Raw genomic sequence first — 14,893 nt, 5'->3', positions numbered from 1 at the left:
TTAACCCGCTCATCCACAGGGGTGCTCCGTATGGTCGGGGCTGAGATGAGGGCGGCAAGCCTTCGGACCCTAAAGCTGATCTGGATAATACCAGCGGAGCGAGGCGGGCGATGTTTTCAGGCGCACAGATTTCCCTTTATCCCATGACCGACGATTTCGTCGGCGTCATCCTTGGCGCGCTCGGCGCGCTCGATCCGTGGCGCGACCGGCTGCGGATCGAAACCGACGACATCTCGACGCTTATGGTCGGGCCGCCCGAGGTGCTGTTTCCCGCCATGCGCGACCTGTTCGTCGCGGCGGCCAGAAGCGGCAAGCACTGCGTGCTTTCGGCAGCGGTCTCGCGCGGCTGTCCGGGCGAGCCCGACGATCCGATCTGCCGCTCCGACGAGACCGGCGGCCCCGCCATTCCGCTGGACGAGCGCAAGATCGCCGCGATCCGCGCTGTCCAGGCCACGCCGTCGACCGGCCAGCCGGTGGCGGCGCAGTTCTCGCTCTATGTGATGGGCACAGGCGACCATATGGACGAGATCTATGGCTGCATCGATTTCCTGAAACAGTCCGGCGTCTTTGAACGCTCAAAGAACTTCTGCACCAAACTGCGCGGCGATGCCGGTGCGGTGTTTGCCACGCTCAACGAGGCCTTCTGCCGCTTCGGCCCCGGCGCCGGCCACGTCACCCTCGACATCACGATTTCGGCGAACAGCCCGAGCGGGGTCTGAGCCGCGGCTCAAGCGTCGTTCCTCGAGGATGTTGCCGTGGCTGGTTTATCTGACCCATTGCGTGGAGGAGATGCCTCTGACCCCTCAGCACAAAGAGGAGGGGAGCCATTGGCGATTGGCGAAGACCGCGATGCCCACGAATCTCCCCCCTTGAGCGGGAGATGGCCGGCAGGCCAGAGCGGGTCCCACCGCGTGGAGCGCCGACGCCCTTTTTGCATCGGCAAGGCGTGGGCGCCCTATGCGAGACGACCCCCTCTGTCGCCTTCGGCGACATCTCTCCCTCGAGGGGGGAGATTAGCCGCAGCCATCGCCAAGACCATCCCTGCCGCCATCGCCTTCGCCTTGCTCCTCGCGGCCTGGGAACTCTACGCCCGCTATGGCGGCGCTGCCCCCATCATGCTGCCGCCGCCGTCGCGCGTGCTGCAGCAGGCCTGGGAGCATCGCGCCGCACTCGCCGACAACACCATGCCCACCGTCCGCGCCACATCAGCCGGCTTCGCCTGCTCGTTGGTCGCTGCCTTCGTGCTTTCGGCGCTGGTCGATTTCTTGGCCCCGCTGCGCCGCGCGCTGTTTCCGCTGCTGATCGTCAGCCAGACCTTGCCGCTGGTCGCGATCGCGCCGCTCATCGTGCTGTGGTTCGGCTTCGGGCTGATGCCAAAAATCCTGCTTGTGGCGCTCGTCACCTTCTTCCCGATGATGGTCGCGCTGGTCGAAGGTTTTGCTGCGACCAGCAAGGAGATTTCGCAGATGCTCGCCGCCATGGGGGCAGGGCGCTGGCGTATCTTCTGGCTGGCGCGCCTGCCTTCGGCGCTGCCCTATTTCTTCGCCGGGCTGCGCATCTCCGTCACCTACGCCGTGGTCGGCGCGATCTTCGCCGAATATGCGGGGGCGGCGAAGGGGCTGGGCATCTACATGCTCAATGCCAAGAACAACTTTCGGCCCGATCTGGTGCTCGCTGCCGTCGCCGTCAGCGCCGCGCTCACGCTGATCCTGTTCGGCATTGTCGTGCTCGTCCAGCGTTTCGCCATGCCTTGGGAGAATGCGGGGAGCGAAAGCCGCGACGGCAAGGTTGAAGCTGCAGAAGAGAACCGTCAATGACGCGGCTCGAACTCCGGGACATCAGGAAGAACTTCGGCGCGCTTGAGGTGCTCGCCGGCATTTCGCTTCATGTCGCGGCCGGCGAGTTCGTCTCCATCCTCGGCCCTTCCGGCGCCGGCAAGTCGACGCTGTTCCAGTTGCTGACCGGCGCGCTGAAAGGTGAGGGCGACATGCGCTTCGACGGCGCGCCATTGCAGGGCAGCCCCTTCGCCTTCATGCCGCAGCGCGACGCGCTGATGCCGTGGCGGCGCGTCATCGACAATGTGACGCTGGGGCTGGAAGTTCAGGGTCTTGGCCGCAAGGCGGCACGCGAGCACGTCGCGCCGCTGTTTGCCGAGTTCGGCCTTGCCGGCTTTGAGCGCGCCTGCCGGCGGAACTTTCCGGCGGCATGCGCCAGCGCGCGGCGCTTTTGCGCACCGTGGTGCAGCAGCGCGACATGCTGCTGCTCGACGAGCCCTTTGGCGCGCTGGATGCACTGACCCGCGCGGGTGTGCAGCGCTGGCTGGAAGGCATGTGGCAGCGCCACCGCTGGACCGCGCTGCTGATCACCCATGACGTGCGCGAAGCCGTCTACCTCTCGGATCGAATCTATCTGATGTCGGCGCGGCCGGCCCGCATCATCGGCGAGATTGCCGTGCCGCTGCCGCGCCCGCGCACCACCGGCGGCGATGCCGCGCGCCAGGCCGCCGCGCTCGAAGCCGACATCCTCGACACGCTGCTCAATCCCGGGACTGACCGGGGCTTGTTTCCGCAGACCGCTCAAAGGAGTTTTTCATGACCGAATTCACACGCCGGCAGGCTTTGCTGCTGACGCTGGCCGCCGGATTGCCGCTGGCCTCTCGCGCTCATGCGGCTACGCAAAAAATCACCGTCGCGCTCGACTGGACGGTCAACACCAACCATGTCGGCCTGTTCGTTGCCCGCGACAAAGGGTTTTACGGCGAGGCTGGGCTCGATGTTGAGATCCTGCCCTATGGCGATACCGGCGCCGGCACGCTGGTCGCCAACCGCATCGCCGATTTCGGCATTGCCGGCGTCGGCCTGTTCACCCAGCGGGCTGCCGGCGCCGATCTCAAGGCGGTCTACGCCGTGGTCCAGCAGGAGACCGGACAGCTGGTCTTCAACGCGGACCGTAGTGAGATTAAAGGCCCGAAAAACCTTGACGGTCTGACCTATGGCGGCTTCGGCAGCGCCTGGGAAAACACGCTGATCTCGACCATCATCCGCCACGATGGCGGCAAGGGCGTTTTCGAGACGGTGACATTAGGCACCTCGGCCTATGAGGCGCTGGCCAACGGCTCGGTCGACTTCACGCTGGAGGTCTCGACCTGGGAAGGCGTCGCTGCCGAGTTGAGAGGCGTCAGGCAGCGCGGCTTCCGCTACGCCGACTACGGCGTGCCCGACGAGCACACCACCTTGATCGCCTCCAGCAATGCATATCTCCAGGCAAACCCGAAGGCCGCATCGGCCTTAGTCGAGGCAACGCGGCGCGGCTACCAATTTGCCTGCGATCACCCGCAGGAAGCCGGCGATCTGCTGATCGCTTCCAACAGGGATGCGCTGACCGACCCGGCGCTGATCCACGCTTCGCTGAAAATGCTGGTCGACGGACACTTCTTGCGCAGCCAGGACGGCGTCATCGGCACCATCGCCAGGGCCAAGATCGAGGCGATCGGAACCTACCTCTTCAGGGCCGGCATATTGCTCGATGGCGATGGCAAGGTTCTGAAGGAGAAGCCGGATTTCGGGGGGTATTTTACGAACGAGTTTTTGGGCGCGTAATCTCCCCCCTCGAGGGGGAGATGTCGCCGAAGGCGACAGAGGGGGTGGGTACGTCCTGACGCGACTTCCTATCGCGGACAGAGGACGTCAGCGCCTTACGCGCGGCGACCCCCTCTGGCCTGCCGGCCATCTCCCCTTCGAGGGGGGAGATTGCGCCTCACCGCCTTCTCCCTCACATATCGATCATCGAGCGCTTCACCCGGCCGATGATGGTGATGGCGCCTTCCAGCGCCGGCGGCGGGATGTCCATGTAGGAGGCCGGCTGGAAGGGCGGGTTCTCGTTGGGGCGGTAACGCTTGTAGGTGGCCTGGCCGGATTCGTCCGAAATGACGTAGCAGCCATTGGTCACCAGCCGCTTGTCCCTGAGGTTGACGAAGATGATCGAATCCGGTGGCGAGATCTTGTTCATCGACGGGCCGTCGACGCGCAGAGCAATCCATTGGCCCTGCTCCAGATCGGTGGTGGGGATGGTCGGATAGTCGCTGAGATTGACCACCGTATCCTGGCTGCCGAGTTCGCCGGCGCTGATCCATGAGACGATGGGCACATCGACGGTGGCCAGCGACGGCATCGGGATCTGCCGGCCCGACTCGTCAAAGCCGAAATGGCCCCCCGCAAGGCTGCCGCCGTCACCGTTGAACAAGAGCCAGCCGGGATCGACGCCGAACAGGCGGCCGTATTTCTCCGCCGCCTTGCGCGACAGCGGCCGGTTACCATTCTCGTGACTGATCAGCGTGTTCTTGTTGATGTCGCGCAATGCCCGCGCCGCGTCGCTCGGCGAGGCATAACCCGCCTCCGCCCGCGCCTGCTGCAATCTGTGCCTCGGTTCCTGCATCGTACAAATTGCCTGAAATTTATCGTCCAATATGTACGATTTCGCTTGCGTACGTTTCGTACATATCGTACGCTTAGCGCATGATCGAACAAACCGCAAGCGTTTCCGCAGACATCGTCAGCTTTCTCCCATCGTCCGGGCTGTCCTCCTCCCCGGTCCGGACGCAAACCGGGGCTCTTGCCCCGGATCCGGTCGAACCGTCGTCCCCCCGATCGACCGGAACGGCCGGAGCCGCTCCTCTCCCGGCTCCGGCCACCTCTTCGGCCCATGGCGCCGCCGGTGCGCCAAGGGCTGTCTCCGGCGGGCAGGGCATCTCCTGCATCCGCACGGAAGACGGCACCGTCATCCTGTTCGACCGGCTGACGGGCAGGGCGGTTTCCGCCCTCACCAAAGCGGCCGCCGAAGCCGCCTTGCGGCATCTCGCCAGCGCGCTGCCGGCCGCCAGTATCGGCTGACCGCACCGACCATCCGCTCTGATTTTTTCCCGTAGGCCTCGGGCCGGCGCTCCGCCTTTGCGCGCGCAATCAATGGATACCGACATGACTGCCTATACCGAGACCGAATTGCAGGAGATCGCCGTCTGGCTGGGGGATGGCCTGTCGGCCACAGGGATCGCCGTCCGCTTCACGGCGCTGCGCGGCAGTCCGGTCTCGCGCAATGCCATCATCGGCATCGTCCACCGCAACAGCGCGTTGAAGACCATCGGCTTCGCCAACCCCAGAGGCGGCAGGTCCGGCGGCCGACCGAGGAAGAATGCGACGGGGAAGACTGCGGCAAACGAGAACACGGCAGGGAAGATTCTGCCGGTTCAGCCGAGCAAGCCGGTAAGGTGGCCTGCAGTTTCGAAGCAGGCCGCACCGGCCACACCGGTCGCCAGGCAAGCCAGACACACGCCGGCCAGGCCTTTGTTGCCAGCCCGTCCGGCGCGCTCCACCCCGGCCGAAGGACGGCTGGTGGTGGACGGCGAAATCTACCGCTTCAATGTGCCGGCGCCGCGCCCTGCCTCGCTCGGGCGCCAGCCGCATGTCGCCGCCATGCGCTTCATCGACTGCCTGTTCAACCGCTGCCGCGCGCCGCTCGACATGACGCTGGAGGAAGACCCCGACAACGATGCTCCCGGCAGCCGGCCGGGGTCCGAGATGCTGTGCTGCGGCCTGCGCACAAGGGCGCTGAAGAGTTACTGCGAATATCATCAGGCGAGGTTTCATCGGCCGGTGGTGGAGGTGGTGTGAGCGGCCAGGCTCGGTTCTCGCCTCGGGAACGACATCACCAATGATCGAAAGGTCGGCGGGACAGCGCCCCCCTCTGGCCTGCCGGCCATCTCCCCCTCAAGGGGGGAGATCGGATGTCACCACGGCATTTGCCGATCGCCGGCGTTGCAAGTCAGCGACATGACCAAAGCTGCCAATCTCCCCCCTCGTGGGGGAGATGCCCGGCAGGGCAGAGGGGGGCGCGAAGGAACGCCAACCTTCCGGCTCAACAACCCAATCCCACAAGGATCCCCCGATGAGCAAAAAAACCGCGCAGAAACGGCAGCCACCAAAACTCCCCATAGGCGAAGCCGAGCAGGTGCGCATCCGCCGCGAGATCGGCCATGATTTCGCGCTGAAGGACGATCGCTTCGGCCGCAAGCGGTTGAGCGTCGGCACCGAAGAGGCGCGGCGCGTCTACGAGGTCTCCAATGACGGCTACACCGCGACCGGCGGCATCGTGCGGGTGCGCAATGTCGATCCGCTGGTCGGCATCACCTCGCTGACCCGCCAGCAGCGTGAGGCCGGCCAGCGGTTTCGCGACGATTTCGAGCGCGCCTCGCGTGACGGGCTGCGGCCGATGCCGTGGGAAGAGCGCATTGACGGCGGCCGCATCAATGGCGGCATCTCCGACCGCGTGCTCAACGCCGGCCGCGCCCACACCCATGCCATCGCCGCCATGGCCCACTGGGAAGTGGCGGAGGTGGTTCGCAAAATCTGCCTCGAAGGCCAGTCGGTGAAGGCGCTCGCCGAACGCACCGGCGAGGGACGAGATGTGGTGGTGAAGCTGTTGAAGGTCGGGCTCGACCTTTTGGCCGTGGATTACGGGATGATGCTGATGCGGAAGCCGCGATAAGGCCGGCAGCCGCGTAGTGAAGCGGCCGGCCGGCAGATGCCGGCCGAACCGGTTTCACCCTATCGGATCACCGTTCGCAAACGCGAATTTCCTCGACGATCCTGTGATGATGGCGCCAGTGCTTGACCAACTCTATGCGGCAATGGCGATGGTGCCTGTGATACCTGTGGTACCTGAAGCCGTTATCGTAGGCATCATACTGGTAGTAGGGGCGAGGAGCATAGCGATCGTAATAGTCGCCATAGCTGTCATTGTAGTCATCGTCATAGTAGCCGTTGCCGATCACGACGCGCCCGCCGGCATTCGCCGGGGCGATCATCGCCGCCGCCGCAGTGATAGCGATAGCCGAAGCAAGCAGGAGCTTTCTCATAGCTGCCTCCTATTCAAGGTTGCGCTAATATAACTCGCTGGGCACGACCTCGTTCCATAATTTTGCAAGATGCGAACGACCCCTGCGCCGTGCATTGCGGGGAAAGTCAGCGTCACCTCCTGTCAGCATCGTCCCCCGATTTTTGAACCCTTCGCCGCCCCAGCCATTAATCCGGCATGAATCAGCAAGGGAAGGACGAGACCATGCATGTCATTCTTGGAGGTACCGGCCATGTCGGCTCGGCGGCGGCAATGGCGCTGTTGCGGCAGGGCGAGGATGTCACGGTGGTGACGCGCGACGAGTCGAAGGCCGCATGGTTGGTTGAACAGGGCGCGGAGGCCGCGGTTGCCGATGTGCTCGATGTCGAGGCGCTGCGTGAAGTCTTGCGGCGCGGCAAGCGGGCGTTTCTGCTCAACCCGCCGGCCGATCCATCGACCGACACCGACGCCGAGGAGCGCAAGACGGTTGGCGCCATTGCGGCGGCGCTGGAGGGCTCCGGCCTCGAAAAGCTGGTGGCGGAATCGACCTACGGCGCGCAGGCCGGCGAGGGTGTCGGCGATCTCACCGTCCTTTACGGCCTCGAGCAGAAGCTGAAGGCCCAGGCCATTCCGGCAAGCATCAACCGCGCCGCCTATTACATGAGCAACTGGGATCAGGCCCTGGAGACGGCGCGGCGCGACGGCGTCATCACCTCCTTCTTCCCGGCGGATTTCGAGCTGCCGATGGTGGCGCCGCAGGATCTCGGCGAGGCTGCGGCGAGACGTCTGCTGGAGCCGGCGGACAAGACCGGCACGCACTATATCGAGGGTCCTCGGCGCTACTCCGCCGCCGATGTCGCCGCAGCCTTCAGTGCGGCGTTGCGCAAAAACGTGCGCGTGGTCACGGTGCCGCGGGAGCGCTGGACAGAAACCTACGAAAAACTAGGCTTCTCCAAAGCGGCGGCCGAGTCCTATGCCCGCATGACCGGGGCCACGCTGGACAAGCCGATGCAGCCGGAAAACCCGGAGCGCGGCACGACCAGCCTGGAAAGCTATATTGCTGCGCTCGTCGAGGGCCGGCCGGAAGACCTGTTGAAGGGCGCCGCGTAAAGTGAAGGGTTGCTGTTGAGAAACAGGCGCTTCGACGACCTACGTGGCCCGCTATTCCTATTGCCTGACCGTTCGGCAGTTGCCCGCCGGCGGCGTGGTCTTGCAGATATCGATGGAGGTGCGCGTGTCGCCGTGACCGGTTTCGGTTATCAGATTCAGGTCCAAAAGTTCGTATGTCACGAGGTATCGTATGCTGTCGTCGGGTATTTTTTGCATGGCCGATACGATCCACGAACCTGCTTTCATCTCGGTGAAATAGCTGTCGACCTTGCGTTCATACCATTTGGGTATCGGAACGAGGACGATGGTCTTCTTGCCGTGGATTTTCTTGGCGGCCGGCAGCATGATCCGGTGAATGCCGACAAAGGCGCGGCTGTCTGCCAGGCGCCGTACGCCGCCCGCAAGAACCATCGTACAAGCTGACGAACAGACTGCGCCGACGGGGTTGGCGACGCCGAAGCGGAGGTCGCCCGGCCCGCAGGCTTTTGTGTCTGGCGCGCATTCGGAGAACTCCGTCTTGCCAACCATCGTGTCGAGCCCGCTGGCGCGGATCATATGGCCAAGCGCCATCGCCGCATCGGTCTCGCCGCCCGGGGAATTCAACGCCAAAGGCAATTTGCGGGGGCCGAGTTTTTTCAGCAAAGCCTTCAGCAAAGCTGGCGTGCCGGCCACGATGTGACCTTCCGCCGAAATCCATTCCGGGCATGTCGGCTCGCATCCTGGCGTGCTGTTGCGTACAACGACGAAGTGCATCGGCGGTGTATATGCCAGTATGGCAGGCTCAGGCGTCGTTTGGGCGATCGCGCCGCCAATCGCCAGCAGCACGAAAACCAACGTCCATGCGAATGTCTTCATGCCGAGCCTCGCCTGGCAGAGCATCACTTGAGAAATGGGTCTTTGCAAGCATTATCAAAACAAGCCCAGCACGTGTTTCTATGGGCCGCGCACTATCTCTGCATGATGGACAGGCAGCTACTGGCGGCCCCTGTCTGAACCGTCGTCGCTTTCCGCCGCCCCCTCCCACCCGAACACACTGCGCCCGCCAAGCAGATGCGACTGGTCGAACTCGCCGGCGACGATCTCCTTAAGGCTTGGCCCGGTGACGTAGCGCTCCAGCCGCCGCGCTTCGCCATCCAGCCGCTGCAGCGCGCCGAGCTCTTCCTCGCGGCCGAGCTTGGCCTTGCCGACGGCCGATTTCAGCACCGCGATCGTCTCGTCATAGACTTTCAGCGGCACCGGGAAGGGGTGGCGGTCCTTGCCGCCATGGGCGAGCGAGAAGCGCGCCGGATCGGAGAAGCGGCAGGGCGCGCCATGCACCACTTCCGCCACCATGGCCAGCGCCCGCACCGTGCGCGCGCCGACGCCGGGCACCAGCAGCAGCTCGGGAAAGTCGGCCGGCCCGCTTTCGATGGCGGCGGAAATGTTGCCGTGCAGCCGGTGCATGACGATGTCGCTCTCGCGCACGTCGTGATGCGCCGGCATCACCAGATTGGGCAGCATCGGCTGCGCCGCCGGTTTCGCAGGCGCTGCTTTCGGCGGCGGCTCCAGCACGGCAAGCTCGTCGAGGATCCGTTCCGGGCTCATGGTCTTCAACAGGTCGATCTGGCCGCTACGTGACGGCGCGGCGCGATGGTCGGTCAGGTTGACGATCTCGCCCTGCCGCTCGCCCTCGATCGCCGCATGCGGCTGGTCGACGAAGCTTGTCAGCCCTTCCGACAGCCAGTGATAGCGCCGCGCCTGGCGGCTGTCGCCGTTCATGCCTTGCTGCACCACCACCCAGCGGCTGTCGTCGGTGACGATGAAGCCGTGCAGATAGAGGTCGAAGCCGTCCTGCACGGCCGCACTGTCCACTTTGGCGACCAGGCGGCTGGCGGTGGCGAGTGCCGCGCCATCGATGCCGACGCGTTCGCCGATCGCGGTCAGCTCCTGCGGCGTCTTGCGCGAATGCGCGCCGCGCCCGCCGCAGACATGGATGCCGAGCTCGCGCGACATCGGGTTCAGCCCGCGCTTCAGCGCGCCGACGACCGAGGTGGTGATGCCCGAGGAGTGCCAGTCCATGCCCATGACGGCGCCGAAAGACTGGAACCAGAACGGATGCGCCAGCCGCCGCAACAGCTCGTCGCGGCCATAGTGATGGATGATCGCCTCGCACAGCACAGCGCCCAGCCGCGTCATGCGATCGCCCAGCCATTTCGGAACCCGCCCGCCATGCAGCGGCAAATCCGCACTGCCGCTTCGCTGCGTCAAGTGAAAGCTCCGTGGCTAAGGCGCACCGGCGGTGCGCCTGTGATCTAGATGGCATTTGGGGGGCGATTTGCAAGTGGGGTGGGGGCGGCGACTATCGTCGCCCTACGCTCTTCTTGGCGTCTCGCCGAAAGATGCAGTTACGCCGCCTGTCGCACCTGGCAATAAGGTCGGCTCCATGCTTGTAGGCGAGACAGGTCTCGAATAGAGCTTACCCAGCCGACGGCAACTATTAAAATCAAAAACGATGTCGCAATTCTGGTGGGTAAATCACAGTCAGACCGCCTGCCAAGAGATCGACGGGCAATATCTCTGGTCGCCCAAAACTCAGAAGAATGGGGCACGCAGCGAGTTCTACAAAAATATGCGTCGGGCGACACCTGGTGACCTCGTGTTGTCTTTTTTCGGTCAAGCCGTGCGCTATATTGGTCGGGTAGCGGAGTTTGCATTCACAGCACCGAAACCACCGGAGTTCAAGAACACTGGAGCCAATTGGAACGAGGAAGGTTGGCTTCTCCCGGTGTATTGGGCGCCGCTCCTGCCGACGGTGCGCCCGTCGGACATAATTGGCGAATTGGGTCCGCTTCTGCCTCCCCGATACTCGCCCATCGACCCAAACTCCGGATCAGGCCGTCAAAACGCCTATCTCGCGAGCGTATCGCAAGAGGTGTTTCACACCATTGTCGCGGGTACAGCTTTCGACCGCGAAGCTCTGAGGCGTGGTGGCGCAAACAGTCTCACTTTCGAAGTCGTCAATGAAATTTTAGAGGACGTCGTTGAGCGCCGTATCCGAGACGACCTCCAACTCGAGGACACTGTAAAGACGAGCGTCATTCAAGCTCGTCGCGGCCAAGGTAAATTTCGTTCCAATGTCGAAGCCATGGAGCGCTCGTGCCGACTCACAGGGGTCACCAATCCCTCGTTGCTGATTGCAAGCCACATCAAGCCTTGGCGCCTATGCGCTTCCGCGCAGGAGCGCTTGGACGCCATGAACGGGCTGCTCCTCACGCCTGATGCCGACCACCTCTTTGACCGTGGCTTCATCAGTTTTGAAGATAGCGGGCAGGTCCTCATATCCCAGCGCGTCGACAAGACTGATTTGCGGCGGCTCGGTTTCGAGCAATTGGTGATGCAGAGTTTCGGCTTTGCCGAAGCCCCCGCCGTCTGGCGCACTAGCACGTTCACCCCGCCGCAGCAGGCTTACCTCGCTCACCATCGAGAGGATGTGTTTGTGGCATAGCTCGCATCAACTGAGCGGTCAGCCGTCAGGTCCCCCTACCTCGCCGCCCCCTAAAACACCGCCTTCTCCAAGACCGGCTCCAGTGATTCAGCAAATGGCGTCGCCAGGTGGTGTCGGTCGCGGAAGGCGAGTTGGCCGTTGATGAACACGTGGCAGGTTTGGGCGTCGCAGAACTGGCTGGTCAGGTCGACATAGGTGGCGCCGGGCACGCTGCGCACGACGTCGCGCTCGGCCGCGGCGATGTCGTCGTTCGCCGCCGCGTCCCTCGGCGTGTCGCAGACTTCAGGCACCTGCCCGCGCCACAGCGCCCGCGCCACGCATTTGTCGGCATAGCTTCCATTGTAGGGAACGTCCCGGATTACCGCGACCTTGATCCCGGCCCGGCTGAATGCCGCCAGCGTCCAGCGCAGGCCGGCCTTCCACTCCTCGTTCCAATCGGCGTGCTTCAGTTCCTCGGGCGATTCCTTCATCACATTGCCGATCGAGAATTCCGAGATCACCACCATGTGCGGGTGCAACGCGATAATGTCCTTGACCGATTGCTCCCGCCACTGGTCGCATTCGGTGTAGTCGCGCTTCAGCCGCCAGTTCCAGGTCGTCACCCGCGAGGCACGGCAGGACGATTTGAGATAGGTGACGAGGCGATAATTGTTCTTGGCCGCCGCCTCGATCAGCGGCGTCGACCAGTGGTCGGCATGCGAATCGCCGAACAGCGCAATCGAGCGCCCGGCGTCCTTGTTGCCGAACACGCAGGCCTTCGGCGTCACCGTCTCAAAGGAGAGAATACAGCCGGCCGCGCGCGCCGTGGACGGCTGCGCGGCGCTGGCGGCAATGCTGCGCTGCTCAGGGTCCAGATCGTGGACGGCAAGCCTGGCATTGGCGTAGGCGGCTGCGACGCCGGTGCCGGTCAGGAGGACGGCCGGCACCAGCGCCCGCGCCGCACTGGCCATCAGCCAGCCATTGCGGCGGATCGGGTTTTCGATGACATGATAGGTGAACCCCGACAGCGCCAGCGTCAGCGCCAAGCAGCCGAGCCGCTGCAGCGGCGAAAGTTCCGGCGTCAGCATCGTGGCATACACGATCACCGGCCAGTGCCAGAGATAGAGCGAGTAGGAGAGTTTGCCGACCCATTGCAGCGGCGCCAGCGCCAGTGCCTCGATCGGGCTTTTCTTAGCGCTCTCCTGCTGCGCGTGCGCCGCTCCTGCCAGCAGCAACAGCACGGTGCCGGCCACCGGCACCAGGGCGAGGAAACCCGGGAAGGGCGTTTCGTCGCTGAAGGAAAGATAGGCGCCGGCAATCAGCGCTAGGCCGAGCCACGCCAGCGGCGTGGCGAGCCGCGGGCGGTTTTGCCAGACTTGCTGCGGCACCATGCTGGCCAGCCCGCCGGCGGCGAACTCCCAGGCGCGTAGCGGCGAGAAATAGAAGGCCCAGGGCTGCGAGACCGTGGTGAGCCACGCGCAGACGGCGAACGAGACGAGGCCGGCAATGCCGATCACCAGGATCGCGCCGCGCTTGCCGGGGCGCAGCCATGCCGCCAGCACAAGCAGCGCCGGCCAGGCGACATAGAACTGCTCCTCCACCGACAGCGACCAGAAATGGACAAACGGGTTGCTGGCCGTATCGGCGGCGAAATAATCGAACGACCAGCGGATCAGCCACAGATTGATCATGTAGGCCGAGGCGAACATGGCGCCTTTGGAATAGAGCGATTGTTCCTCCGGCGACAGGATGAAGGCGCCGGCCACCAGTGTGGCGAGGATGACGAACAGCGACGCCGGCAACAGCCGCCGAGCGCGCCTGGCATAGAAGCGCCACAGGTTGAGCCGCCCGGTCTCGGTGATTTCGGCAAGCAGGTGTTTTGTGATCAGATAGCCCGAGATGACGAAGAAGATGTCGACGCCGGTGAAGCCGCCGGGCAGGCCGGTGAAGCCGAAATGAAAGGCGATCACGCCTGCCACCGCCAAGGCACGCAGTCCTTCGATATCGGGCCGGAACGATGCTGACACGATTTGCCACCTCGTGCTGGTGCATGACCCCGCCTCGGCGAGTAACGATCGCGCCGGGATCATACGTGCGGCAGCTTTGCGCCCAACGGGACACGGCGCTGCAACCGTTGACAGTCGGACCAAGACTCCGCCCTATGGGTCGATATCGCAATGCAACAAATCTAACGCAGTGCAACATTGGAGGAGGCGACGCCGCTGATCTCCCCCCTTGAGGGGGAGATGGCCGGCAGGCCAGAGGGGGTCGGTTCGACCGGACTCGGCCCAATCCTGCAAGTGAAGGCAGGCGCTCCACGCGCGGCGACCCCCTCTGTCGCCTTCGGCGACATCTCCCCCTCGATGGGGGAGATTAGGTCCCCGCCTCCTTCGCCAAATCTCCGACATCCGGGGTCGGCCCTTGCGTTGCCCCCGTCACACGCATCGGCTATCCAACCGGCAGCCATGCAATTCAAACGGAGCCTCCCATGACCAACACCACCATTTTCAAATTCGGCGCTGTCGAGCATGCCGAGGGCGGCGACTTACCGGGCTGGATCGTTGTGGCGGGCCGGCCGACCATGCAGACCGCCGTGCAGCACACCACCGCCGACGGCAAGGTGCTGTCGGGCACCTGGCGGGCCTCGCCCGGCACTTATCACGCCACCTACACCGACTATGAGTTCGTGCACATGATCGCCGGCCGCATCATCATCACGCCCGATGGCGGCACGCCGGTCGAGGTCGGTCCGGGCGATGCGTTCGTGGTCGAAGCCGATTTCAAGGGCACCTGGCAGATCATCGAGCCGGTAACCAAGCACTTCGTCGTCAAGCTTGCTTGATCGACGTCGTCAGGCTTGCCTGATCGGTGCCGATACACCTCGGCCGGCGCGGTTCATCGCCAGCGTCCCCCTCGCCCAGCAGGGGAGGGGGACGTAGCGAAGCGAATATCGGTTAAGAGGGCGTCACCTCGTTCGCTTCGAACCGATGCGGATCGAAAAGCTGAGACGATGGCGTTCTGCGGAGCCTGGTCGAGATAACGCAGGCCAGGACTGCTGCCGGGTCGCCGGCGCGTCAGCCAAGAGCGAGCGGCGCACTTCGAGAGTGCATGCCGCCCGTCCGGCGCCGGGCCGTCAATGCTGTTGTTACGAAACCCCCCAGCCCCGTCTCAACCGCCACGGCCATGGCGTGACCCATGGCTTGCTATACGCATGCAGCACCGCGGTCTGTCAACGCCGCCCGCGATGGCCGCGGGGGGTCGCCTTTGCACCTCCCGGCCAGCTTCCAACCGGCCGCGCGGACGCCATTCGCCGCTACAAAATGCGCTTGAAATGGCGGTTTTCCGGGTGTTCCGGCCGCTCCGGAGCGGCCCTTTGGCGCGACAGAGGTCGCGATCTAGGCGATTGGATGAATTTGTCTTTCGCGGCTGAAC

14 protein-coding genes, 1 pseudogene and 1 riboswitch are annotated in these 14,893 nt (G+C 64.3%); of the genes and pseudogenes, 10 read left to right on the top strand and 5 right to left on the bottom strand.

Annotation, left to right across the window (positions count from 1 at the left end):
* The first annotated feature begins 7 nt into the window (after window positions 1-7).
* A riboswitch (TPP riboswitch) is annotated at window positions 8-120 on the top strand.
* The 4 genes and pseudogenes from ACYG9Y_RS16330 to ACYG9Y_RS16315 all read left to right on the top strand — a co-directional run bounded on the left by ACYG9Y_RS16330 (window position 111) and on the right by ACYG9Y_RS16315 (window position 3,599).
* A complete protein-coding gene (locus tag ACYG9Y_RS16330) occupies window positions 111-719 on the top strand; it encodes a YkoF family thiamine/hydroxymethylpyrimidine-binding protein (RefSeq protein WP_023730345.1) in 609 nt (202 codons plus the stop codon). It overlaps the preceding riboswitch by 10 nt.
* A gap of 255 nt (window positions 720-974) precedes the next feature.
* Window positions 975-1,817 carry an ABC transporter permease gene (locus ACYG9Y_RS16325; protein ID WP_031253609.1) on the top strand — a complete coding sequence of 281 codons (843 nt, stop codon included), beginning with the start codon at window positions 975-977 and terminating at the stop codon, window positions 1,815-1,817.
* Window positions 1,814-2,595: pseudogene (locus tag ACYG9Y_RS16320) on the top strand (ABC transporter ATP-binding protein). Before ACYG9Y_RS16325 ends, ACYG9Y_RS16320 begins: the two are co-directional and overlap by 4 nt.
* Window positions 2,592-3,599: an ABC transporter substrate-binding protein gene (locus tag ACYG9Y_RS16315; RefSeq protein WP_023740104.1), complete on the top strand. Its 1,008-nt coding sequence runs from the start codon at window positions 2,592-2,594 to the stop codon at window positions 3,597-3,599. Before ACYG9Y_RS16320 ends, ACYG9Y_RS16315 begins: the two are co-directional and overlap by 4 nt.
* A gap of 172 nt (window positions 3,600-3,771) precedes the next feature.
* Here the strand turns inward: ACYG9Y_RS16315 and ACYG9Y_RS16310 are convergent, their stop codons facing one another.
* A complete protein-coding gene (locus tag ACYG9Y_RS16310) occupies window positions 3,772-4,434 on the bottom strand; it encodes a LexA family transcriptional regulator (RefSeq protein ID WP_023727016.1) in 663 nt (220 codons plus the stop codon).
* 80 nt (window positions 4,435-4,514) lie between these two features.
* Here ACYG9Y_RS16310 and ACYG9Y_RS16305 point away from each other — a divergent pair, with 80 nt between their 5' ends.
* The 3 genes from ACYG9Y_RS16305 to ACYG9Y_RS16295 all read left to right on the top strand — a co-directional run bounded on the left by ACYG9Y_RS16305 (window position 4,515) and on the right by ACYG9Y_RS16295 (window position 6,540).
* Window positions 4,515-4,889 (top strand): hypothetical protein, encoded by a 375-nt coding sequence (locus tag ACYG9Y_RS16305; protein ID WP_023740102.1) that lies wholly within the window; start codon window positions 4,515-4,517, stop codon window positions 4,887-4,889.
* Between the two features lie 84 nt (window positions 4,890-4,973).
* Window positions 4,974-5,666, top strand: a complete 693-nt coding sequence (locus tag ACYG9Y_RS16300) for a hypothetical protein (RefSeq protein ID WP_031253608.1) — start codon at window positions 4,974-4,976, stop codon at window positions 5,664-5,666.
* A gap of 274 nt (window positions 5,667-5,940) precedes the next feature.
* Window positions 5,941-6,540: a DUF6456 domain-containing protein gene (locus ACYG9Y_RS16295; RefSeq protein WP_023740100.1), complete on the top strand. Its 600-nt coding sequence runs from the start codon at window positions 5,941-5,943 to the stop codon at window positions 6,538-6,540.
* A gap of 67 nt (window positions 6,541-6,607) precedes the next feature.
* Here the strand turns inward: ACYG9Y_RS16295 and ACYG9Y_RS16290 are convergent, their stop codons facing one another.
* Window positions 6,608-6,910, bottom strand: a complete 303-nt coding sequence (locus tag ACYG9Y_RS16290; RefSeq protein WP_023740099.1) for a hypothetical protein — start codon at window positions 6,908-6,910, stop codon at window positions 6,608-6,610.
* A 203-nt stretch (window positions 6,911-7,113) separates the two neighbouring features.
* Here ACYG9Y_RS16290 and ACYG9Y_RS16285 point away from each other — a divergent pair, with 203 nt between their 5' ends.
* A complete protein-coding gene (locus ACYG9Y_RS16285; protein ID WP_023819108.1) occupies window positions 7,114-7,998 on the top strand; it encodes an NmrA family NAD(P)-binding protein in 885 nt (294 codons plus the stop codon).
* A 57-nt stretch (window positions 7,999-8,055) separates the two neighbouring features.
* On the opposite strand, the gene ACYG9Y_RS16280 is transcribed toward ACYG9Y_RS16285, so the two are convergent.
* The gene (locus tag ACYG9Y_RS16280; protein WP_352497217.1) at window positions 8,056-8,832 is read right to left on the bottom strand and encodes a COG3904 family protein; all 777 of its coding nucleotides are present in this window, start codon (window positions 8,830-8,832) and stop codon (window positions 8,056-8,058) included.
* A gap of 138 nt (window positions 8,833-8,970) precedes the next feature.
* Window positions 8,971-10,245: a DUF763 domain-containing protein gene (locus ACYG9Y_RS16275; RefSeq protein WP_023689001.1), complete on the bottom strand. Its 1,275-nt coding sequence runs from the start codon at window positions 10,243-10,245 to the stop codon at window positions 8,971-8,973.
* 244 nt (window positions 10,246-10,489) lie between these two features.
* Here ACYG9Y_RS16275 and ACYG9Y_RS16270 point away from each other — a divergent pair, with 244 nt between their 5' ends.
* Window positions 10,490-11,482, top strand: a complete 993-nt coding sequence (locus tag ACYG9Y_RS16270) for an HNH endonuclease (protein ID WP_023740096.1) — start codon at window positions 10,490-10,492, stop codon at window positions 11,480-11,482.
* Between the two features lie 50 nt (window positions 11,483-11,532).
* Here the strand turns inward: ACYG9Y_RS16270 and ACYG9Y_RS16265 are convergent, their stop codons facing one another.
* Window positions 11,533-13,488, bottom strand: coding sequence for an acyltransferase family protein (locus ACYG9Y_RS16265; RefSeq protein ID WP_023749546.1), 1,956 nt, complete (start codon window positions 13,486-13,488; stop codon window positions 11,533-11,535).
* A gap of 461 nt (window positions 13,489-13,949) precedes the next feature.
* Here ACYG9Y_RS16265 and ACYG9Y_RS16260 point away from each other — a divergent pair, with 461 nt between their 5' ends.
* Window positions 13,950-14,303: a cupin domain-containing protein gene (locus tag ACYG9Y_RS16260; protein ID WP_023672492.1), complete on the top strand. Its 354-nt coding sequence runs from the start codon at window positions 13,950-13,952 to the stop codon at window positions 14,301-14,303.
* Window positions 14,304-14,893 lie beyond the last annotated feature (590 nt).

It is taken from the genome of Mesorhizobium sp. W050, assembly GCF_054719535.1.
This window is presented reverse-complemented; position numbering and strand designations above follow the sequence as displayed.

What these genes read in the sequence shown, in the direction of transcription:
- ACYG9Y_RS16330 (WP_023730345.1), top strand. Translation starts at nt 111, where the DNA reads ATGTTTTCAGGCGCACAGATTTCCCTTTATCCCATGACCGACGATTTC.
- ACYG9Y_RS16315 (WP_023740104.1), top strand. Translation starts at nt 2,592, where the DNA reads ATGACCGAATTCACACGCCGGCAGGCTTTGCTGCTGACGCTGGCCGCC.
- ACYG9Y_RS16310 (WP_023727016.1), bottom strand. Translation starts at nt 4,434, where the DNA reads ATGCAGGAACCGAGGCACAGATTGCAGCAGGCGCGGGCGGAGGCGGGT.
- ACYG9Y_RS16305 (WP_023740102.1), top strand. Translation starts at nt 4,515, where the DNA reads ATGATCGAACAAACCGCAAGCGTTTCCGCAGACATCGTCAGCTTTCTC.
- ACYG9Y_RS16300 (WP_031253608.1), top strand. Translation starts at nt 4,974, where the DNA reads ATGACTGCCTATACCGAGACCGAATTGCAGGAGATCGCCGTCTGGCTG.
- ACYG9Y_RS16295 (WP_023740100.1), top strand. Translation starts at nt 5,941, where the DNA reads ATGAGCAAAAAAACCGCGCAGAAACGGCAGCCACCAAAACTCCCCATA.
- ACYG9Y_RS16290 (WP_023740099.1), bottom strand. Translation starts at nt 6,910, where the DNA reads ATGAGAAAGCTCCTGCTTGCTTCGGCTATCGCTATCACTGCGGCGGCG.
- ACYG9Y_RS16285 (WP_023819108.1), top strand. Translation starts at nt 7,114, where the DNA reads ATGCATGTCATTCTTGGAGGTACCGGCCATGTCGGCTCGGCGGCGGCA.
- ACYG9Y_RS16270 (WP_023740096.1), top strand. Translation starts at nt 10,490, where the DNA reads ATGTCGCAATTCTGGTGGGTAAATCACAGTCAGACCGCCTGCCAAGAG.
- ACYG9Y_RS16260 (WP_023672492.1), top strand. Translation starts at nt 13,950, where the DNA reads ATGACCAACACCACCATTTTCAAATTCGGCGCTGTCGAGCATGCCGAG.